Consider the following 8,127-nt stretch of genomic DNA (forward strand, 5'->3'; position numbering starts at 1 on the left):
GACGTGGTGGTGGCCGCGCTGCTGGCGGGCGAGCGGTACGTGGGAGAGACGGTCGCCGTGTCGGGGCCGCGGCTGCTGACGTTCGGCGAGGCGGTGACGGAGATCGCGGAGGCGACGGGGCGCGAGCTGACGTACCGGGCGGTGTCGGCGCGGGAGTACGGGGAGCGCCTTGCGGGGTTCGGGATGCCCGAGGGGGAGGTCGGCGCGCTGGTGGAGGCGTTCGAGCAGTTGCTGGACGGGCGCAACGCGTATCTGTCGGACGGGGTGCGGGAGGTGCTGGGCCGGAAGCCGCGGGACTTCGCGGAGTTCACGAGGCAGGCGGCGGCCGCGGGCACCTGGACGGCGTGACCCCGGGGGTGCGCGGGGCCGTGCCCCGACGACGTGTCCCCTCAGGACCCCTGCGGCTTGTGGGGAGGATGCGTCGTCTTCGCGTGCGTCCGCAGCCGGGAGGTCACGTCCTCCGGAGGCAGGAAGCGGGACCAGCGCTCCGGGAACTCCGAGGGCATGTCGGGGTCGTCGGGGTCGGCATCGGTGTCGTGGAGCGCCGCCGCGCGCGCCACGTACTCGGCGACCTGCGCCTCCCGCACCCGCTCGTTGGCCTCGCGTGCCGCCGCCGTGGCCGCGGCCGGCCAGACACGGTCGATCGCCGCGTTGACCGCCGCGCCCACCAGGACCGCGAAGGCGGACACACCGATCCACAGCAGCACGGCGACCGCGGCGGCGAGCGAGCCGTAGATCGTGGCGCCCTCGATGGTGCTCTGGAGGTAGATCCGCAGCAGGAAGCTCCCCAGCACCCACATCGCCAGAGCCACCAGCGCGCCCGGGACGTCCTCGATCCACGGTGAGCGCACCGGTACCGACACGTGGTAGAGCGTCGTCAGGAAGGCGATGGACAGGATGATCACCACGGGCCAGTACAGGACCTGGACGACCGTCGTGGACCACGGCACGATCCGCACCACCGCGTCCGGTCCCGCCACCATCAGCGGCAGCGCCACCGAGCCGATCAGCAGGGCCGCGACGAACAGGGCGAACGCCACGAGCCGGGTCTTGACGATGCCGCGGACCCCGTCGAGGCCGTACATGACGGTGATGGTGTCGATGAAGACGTTCACCGCGCGCGAGCCGGACCACAGGGCGAACAGGAAGCCGACGGAGATGACGTCCGGGCGGCCGCCCTTCATCACGTCGTCGAGGATCGGCTGCGCGATCTCCCGCACCCCCTTGTCGGACAGGACCGTGCGCGCGGCGTCCAGGAGGTTGGCCTCCAGGCTGCTGATGCTGTCGGTGCCGGTCCAGTCGTCGACGTAGCCGAGCAGACCGATGAGGCTGAGCAGCAGGGGCGGGACGGACAGCAGCGAGAAGAACGCGGCCTCGGCGGCGAGCCCCAGGATGCGGTACTCGATGCACGAGTTGACGGTGTCCTTGAGCAGCAGCCAGGCGGTCCTGCGCTTCGACACGTTCCGGTAGAGGGCCCGGGCCCGGTGGAGCCTGCCGGCGGGTGGTTGAGGGGATTCGCTTGCTGCCTGCACGACCTAAAGGTATCCGCCATGCGGGCGTGCACTCATCCCCCCGTCCCGGTCCGGGGCACACCCGTGCGGGGAACGCCCGCTCGCGTTCGGTTCCGTCACGGCTCGGAAAACGTCGGGCAACCCCGCGGAAATCACATGAGAAATCGAACCCTTTTTCTGTCATGGACCCGTTGGCCGGTTTTCGTGGAGCCCGGAACCGGAATGCCCGACGACATGTACACCACCCAAGAAGTGAGTTCCCCGGTGGCACGACCGGAAGGCATGCGTGAGTCATAGTGCCGACACGCGGCGGACCAGCAGGAAATCGCCATTGACCGAAACGGGCTTGACCCGTTCATGAGCGCGTCGAAACAATTCGGATTGCATTCCCAGGGGCCTGACCAAGGCCCGAGCCGGCCACCCCGTCCCCGCCGTGTGGCCACTCCAGGCGCATACCGAACCGCTCCTTCTCTTCTCCCGTTCCGTGTCCCACGACACTTCATTTCCTTTCGGAACACCGGAAACACGGGGCCTCTTCTCGCCCTTCTCCCTGTTTTACCGCTGCGCGCCGACCAGCGCCCGATATTCCGCCGAACCCCGGTCTGGAGAATTCCTATGCCTGTTCCTTACGCGCCGAAACAAGCCGCGCCGCGCATCGCGGGGGTCGACGTGGCCCGGGGTCTCGCCCTGCTCGGAATGTTCTCCGTTCACGTGTTCGGCGCGTTCGACGAGGCCGGGTCGGTCACGCCGGCCTGGATGTTCGCGGGCGGCCGCTCCTCGGCGACGTTCGCCGTGACCGCCGGGATCGGACTGGCCTTCACGACCGGCGGTCGCCGGCCGGCGACCGGGCGGCCCGCGGCCGTCGCGGTGGCGGCGCGCGCCGGTGTCATCGCACTGATCGGGCTGCTCCTCGGCTACGCCTCGCGCGCGGCCGAGCTGAACGTGGACGTGATCCTGGCGTTCTACGCCCTGCTGTTCCTGATCGCGATCCCCCTGCTGGGCCTCGGCCCGCGCACCCTGGCGGCCCTGGCCCTGGCCCTGGCCGTGGGGGCGCCCTTCGCCGTGCACGCGCTGCGGGGCGTCCTGCCCGAGCCCGCCTTCGACGGCGATCCGACGCTCCAGGACGTGGTCACCGATCCGCTCGGCCTGGTCTCGGACCTGCTCGTGCACGGCGACTACCCGGTGCTCGCCTGGACCGCCTACCTGTGCGCCGGGCTCGCCCTCGGCCGGCTCGACCTGACCGCACGCGGGCTCGCGCCCCGGCTCCTCGGCGGCGGTCTCGCCCTGGTGGCCGGCGTCTGGCTGGTGTCGTCCCTGGTGCTGTTCCGGTACGGCGGACTGCGGCACCTGTGGTGGGCGGAGTTCCCCGGTGCCTCCCGCGCCGAGGCGCTGTGGGACAGCCCGGACGGCGAGACCTGGTGGGCGCTGCTGTCCCGGGCGCCGCACTCGACCACGCCCTTCGACATGCTGCTCACCCTGGGCTCGGCGGCGGCGATCCTCGGCGCCGCCCTGCTGCTGACCAGAAGCCTCCTGCTCACCAGGGCGCTCGCACCGCTCGCGGCGGCGGGCAGCATGCCACTGACCCTGTACGCCGCCCACGTGCTCCTTCTCGCCACCGGCGCACTGTCCGACTCCCCCGGGCTCCTGTACGCCGTCATGACCACCGGAGCGCTCCTGTTCGCCCTCTCGTGGCGTCACGTCGGACGTGGCCCGCTGGAAACGGTCGTCGCGGAGACGGCACGGCGGTGTCGCGGGGCCGTAACACCACCGCGGCCCCCGGAACCGGTGGCGGCCCCGGCCCGACTCAGCAAGCACATCGAATAGCCAAAAAGAGCCACATGCAATGATCTAGGAGCTCAAGTGGTGGTAAATCCCGGCGAGATCACGACAGTCGCCCCGGCGCACGGCACCGCGCAGGTCCTCGCCGAGGTGCTGGCCGGGGTCGTGAAGTCGGAGCAAGTCCCCCTCGACAGCCACTTCTTCGACGACCTGGGCGCCAACTCCCTGGTCATGGCGCAGTTCTGCGCCCGGGTGCGCAAGCGGGTCGATCTGCCTCAGGTGTCGATGAGGGACGTCTACGGGCACCCGACGATCCGCTCCCTGGCGACCGCCCTGGCCGCGGTCCCGGCCACCGGACCGGTCCCCGCGCGGCCGGCCGAGCCGCCCCCGCCGCCGGGCAGCACCGCCCGCCATGTGCTGTGCGGGGTGCTGCAGTTCCTCCTCTTCGCCGCGTACTGCTGCGCGGCCGGAGTCGCCACCGCCGAGGGGTACGCCTGGATGTCCGGCGGCGAGGGAGTGCTCTCCGTCTATCTGCGCTCGCTGGTCTTCGGCGGCGCGCTGTTCCTCGCCCTGTGCGCCCTGCCGGTGGTGGCCAAGTGGGTGCTGGTCGGCCGGTGGAAGGAGGCGGAGTTCCCGGTGTGGGGTCTCGCCTACGTCCGCTTCTGGCTGGTCAAGGCACTGCTCCACGCCAACCCGATGGTCCTGTTCGCGGGCAGCCCGCTGTACGTCCTCTACCTGCGCGCCCTCGGCGCCCGCATAGGCCCGGGGGTGACGATCCTGTCCCACTCGGTGCCGGTCTGCACCGACCTGCTGACCGTGGGCGCCGGCACGGTGATCCGCAAGGACGCCCTGTTCCTCGGATACCGGGCGCACGCGGGCCGGATCCGCACCGGCCCGGTCACCCTCGGCCGGGACGTCTTCGTGGGCGAGCGGACCGTCCTCGACATCGGCACGTCCATCGGCGACGGAGGCCAGCTCGGCCATTCCTCCGCGCTGTACGACGGGGCCGCGATCCCGGCGGGCGAGCGCTGGCACGGCTCCCCGGCCCGCCCCACCGACGTCGACCACGTCCGTGTCCCGGCGGCCCGCTGCACCACCGCCCGCCGGGCCGGCCACGGCCTCGCGACGCTGCTGCAGACGCTGCTGGTGTACGTCCCGATCGGCATCGGCGGCACCCTCCTGGTCCTGGACCTGGTCCCGGCACTGGACCCGCTGCTCGAACCGGACGCGCGGGAACTGGCCTCGGCCTCCTACTACGCCCAGGCCCTCGTCCTGTCCCTCGCGCTGTTCGCCGCCTGTGTCGTCGTGGGCCTGGCCGGCGTCACCCTGCTGCCCCGGCTGCTCCACCTGGCCCTGCGCCCGGACCGGGTCTATCCGCTGTACGGCTTCCACTACTCGGTGCAGCGGGCGATCGCCCGCCTGACCAACATCAGGTTCTTCACGTGGCTGTGCGGGGACAGCTCCTACATCGTCCCCTACCTGCGGGCCATCGGCTACGACCTCTCGCACGTCGAGCAGACCGGCTCGAACTTCGGCTCCGAGGTGGCGCACGAGACGCCGTACCTGGCCACGGTCGGCAGCGGCACGATGGTCGCGGACGGGCTGTCGATCCTCAACGCCGAGTACTCCAGCACGTCGTTCCGCCTCTCGCGGGTCAGGATCGGCGGGCACAACTTCCTCGGCAACCACATCGCCTACCCGGCCGGCGGCCGCACCGGCGACAACTGCCTGCTCGCCACCAAGGTGCTGGTCCCGCTCGACGGCGAACTCCGCGAGGGCGTGGGCCTGCTGGGGTCCCCGCCCTTCGAGATCCCGCGCACGGTGGAGCGCGACACCCGCTTCGACCACCTGCGCGAGGGCGACGAACTGCGCCGCCGTCTGAGCGCCAAGAACCGCTCCAACGCCCGCACGATGGCCCTGTTCCTGCTCCTGCGCTGGCTGCACTGGTTCCTGCTGACGCTGCTCGCCTTCGCGGCCGTGGACCTGCGGGGCGGCCGGGGCGCCCTCGGCGGAGTGCTGATCGGCGGCTACCTGATGTCCGGCCTCGCCCTGACCGTCGGCTACTGGGCACTGGTGGAGCGCGTGATCACCCGCTTCCGGCCGCTGAAGCCCCGGCTGTGCTCGATCTACGACCCGTACTTCTGGTGGCACGAGCGGCTGTGGAAGGTGCCCGACCACCATCTCGCGGTGCTCAACGGCACCCCGTTCAAGAGCCTGGTGTGGCGGCTGCTGGGCGTGCGGACCGGGCGGCGGGTCTTCGACGACGGCTGCTATCTCACCGAGCGGACGCTGGTCGCGATCGGCAGCGACACCACGCTCGGCCACCACTCCAAGGTGCAGGCGCACTCCCAGGAGGACGGCACCTTCAAGTCCGACCGCATCGTCATCGGCGACGGCTGCACCGTGGGGACGGGCGCACTGGTCCACTACGGCGTCTCGATGGGCGACGGCGCCGTGCTCGGTGCCGACGCCTTCCTGATGAAGGGCGAGGAGATGCCCGCGGGAGCGCACTGGGGCGGGAATCCGGCGGTGGCTCGCGCCTGAGGCGCCCGAAGCCGCTCGAACCATCCGAACTGCACGAACTGCACGAACTGCCTGAACGAAGAACACACAGGGGGAAGCACGTCATGGAAACAGTTCCGCACCGGCCGCCCGGTCCGATACCGGACGTCACCGAGTACACGGTCCCGCTGCCCGACGGCACACCGACCGATCCCGCCGCGCTGCTCGCGGCCCGCACCAGGGTCCTCGCGGCCCTCTCGGGCGGGACGCAGGACGCGCCCGGCGACGACCTCACGGTCTCGGTCACCGACGGCGTGCTGCGGCTGCGGTACCCCACCGGTGCCCTCGACACCGCGGCCGCCACCCGTCTCGCCGGCTACCACCTCACCGCGCTCGCCGACCCGGGCCGCCGCAGCCTGCTGTCCGAGGACGAACTGCGCTTCCAGCTGGAGGAGTTGGCGGGACCGGTCCGGGCACTGCCGGACCGGCGGGTGCACGAGCTGTTCGAGGAGCGGGCCGTGAAGCACCCGGACGCCGTGGCCGCCGTACAGGGCGGGCGGCGGTGGACGTACGCCGAGCTCAACTCCCGTGCCAACCAGGTCGGCCGGGCACTGCTGACCCGCGGGCTCGCGGCCGAGGACGTGGTCGCCGTCGTCATGGAGCGGAACCTGGACTGGATGGCGAGCGTGCTCGGCGTCCTCAAGGCGGGCGGGGTGTACCTGCCGGTCGAGCCGCACTTCCCGGCCGAGCGGGTGGCGCGGACGCTGGTCCGGGCGGGCTGCGCGTTCGTCGTCACCGAGGAGGGCAGCACCGGCTCGCTGTCCGCCGCGGCCGCCGAGACGCTGTTCGTGGACGCCGTGTACGCCGAGGGCCACCCGGGCGACGACCTCGGGGTGCCGGTCGCGGCGGGTCAACTCGCCTACATCTACTTCACGTCCGGGTCCACCGGGGAGCCCAAGGGCGCGATGTGCGAGCACGCCGGCTTCGTCAACCACGTGCTCGCCAAGGTCGAGGACCTGGGCATCGGCGAGGACGACGTGGTCGCGCAGACCGCCCCGCAGTGCTTCGACATCTCGCTGTGGCAGCTGCTCGCCGGGCCGGTCGTCGGCGGGCGGACGCTGATCGTCGGGCAGGACACGGTCCTGGACGTGCCGCGGTTCGTGGACACGGTGGTCGCGGGGCGGGTCACCGTGCTCCAGGTCGTGCCCTCGTATCTGGAGGCGGTGCTCGCCGAGTTGGGGCAGCGGCCGCGCGAACTGGCCGACCTGCGCTGTGTGTCGGTGACCGGCGAGGCGGTGAAGCGGGAGCTGGTGCAGCGCTGGTTCGACGCCACGCCCGGGATCCGGCTCGTCAACGCCTACGGTCTGACCGAGACCTGCGACGACACCAACCACGAGGTCATGGACCGGGTGCCGGACGGCGACCGGGTCCCGCTCGGGCGGCCGGTGCGCAATGTCCGGGTCTACGTCGTGGACGAGGACCTGGTGCCGGTGCCGCTGGGCGCGCCCGGCGAGATCGTGTTCTCCGGGGTGTGCGTGGGGCGCGGGTACGTCAACGACCCCGAGCGCACCGCGGCCGCCTTCACGGAGGACCCGTACCGGCCCGGCGAGCGGCTGTACCGCAGCGGTGACGTGGGGCGCTGGCGGGCCGACGGCAGGCTGGAGTTCCTGGGCCGCCGGGACACCCAGGTCAAGATCCGCGGCTTCCGCGTCGAGATCGGCGAGATCGAGAACGCGCTGCTGCGGGTGGCGGGGGTGCGCGACGGGGCCGTGGTGGTCGTACGGGGCACCCAGCTCGCCGCGTTCTGCGCCGGGCCCGAGCCGGTGGCCGCGGAGACGGTACGGGAACGGCTGGCGGCCTCGCTGCCGTCGTACATGGTCCCCGCGGTCGTGCACTGGCGTCGGCGGCTGCCGCTGACCGCCAACGGCAAGACCGACCGCCGCACGCTCACCGCGCTCGCCGAGGACCTCGACGCCGGTGCCGCGGACGGGCCCTCGACGGCCGCCGAGCGGCGGCTGGCGCGGGCCTGGGCCGAGGTGCTCGGCGTGCCCGCCGACCGGATCGGCCGCCTCGACCACTTCTTCGACCGCGGCGGCAGCTCGCTGTCAGCCGTGCGTCTCGCGATCGCCCTGGACCGGGCGGTCACCCTGCAGGACGTCGTCCGTCACCCGGTCCTCGCGGACCTGGCGGACCTGCTCGACCGGCGCGGCTGAAAGACATCTCACGTGCCTAAGAAGTCAAGCCGCTACGGCCAGATCCGCCGAGGAGGAGGTGAAGGCATGCTGTTCGTCGAAGTGCTGCCGGGTCTGCAGGCAGTGGTAGAGCTGGCCGATCA

4 protein-coding genes and 1 pseudogene are annotated in these 8,127 nt (G+C 71.8%); 4 read left to right on the plus strand and 1 reads right to left on the minus strand.

Features of this window, described 5'->3' with window-relative positions; translation table 11 throughout:
- Window positions 1–348: pseudogene (locus EHS43_RS30570) on the plus strand (NmrA family transcriptional regulator); the annotation flags it as partial.
- Window positions 349–389: 41 nt separating this feature from the next.
- Here EHS43_RS30570 and EHS43_RS30575 read toward each other — a convergent pair.
- Window positions 390–1,532: a YihY/virulence factor BrkB family protein gene (locus tag EHS43_RS30575; RefSeq protein ID WP_125193944.1), complete on the minus strand. Its 1,143-nt coding sequence runs from the start codon at window positions 1,530–1,532 to the stop codon at window positions 390–392.
- 594 nt (window positions 1,533–2,126) lie between these two features.
- Between EHS43_RS30575 and EHS43_RS30580 the strand changes: the two genes are divergently transcribed.
- From EHS43_RS30580 to EHS43_RS30590, 3 genes are all read left to right on the plus strand, one after another.
- The gene (locus tag EHS43_RS30580) at window positions 2,127–3,335 is read left to right on the plus strand and encodes a heparan-alpha-glucosaminide N-acetyltransferase domain-containing protein (protein WP_125193945.1); all 1,209 of its coding nucleotides are present in this window, start codon (window positions 2,127–2,129) and stop codon (window positions 3,333–3,335) included.
- Window positions 3,336–3,371: 36 nt separating this feature from the next.
- On the plus strand, window positions 3,372–5,834 hold the full coding sequence (locus EHS43_RS30585; protein WP_125193946.1) for a Pls/PosA family non-ribosomal peptide synthetase: 2,463 nt from the start codon (window positions 3,372–3,374) through the stop codon (window positions 5,832–5,834).
- Between the two features lie 83 nt (window positions 5,835–5,917).
- Window positions 5,918–8,005 (plus strand): amino acid adenylation domain-containing protein, encoded by a 2,088-nt coding sequence (locus EHS43_RS30590; protein ID WP_125193947.1) that lies wholly within the window; start codon window positions 5,918–5,920, stop codon window positions 8,003–8,005.
- Window positions 8,006–8,127 lie beyond the last annotated feature (122 nt).

It is taken from the genome of Streptomyces sp. RP5T (genome assembly GCF_003933965.1).
Lineage (GTDB): Bacteria > Actinomycetota > Actinomycetes > Streptomycetales > Streptomycetaceae > Streptomyces.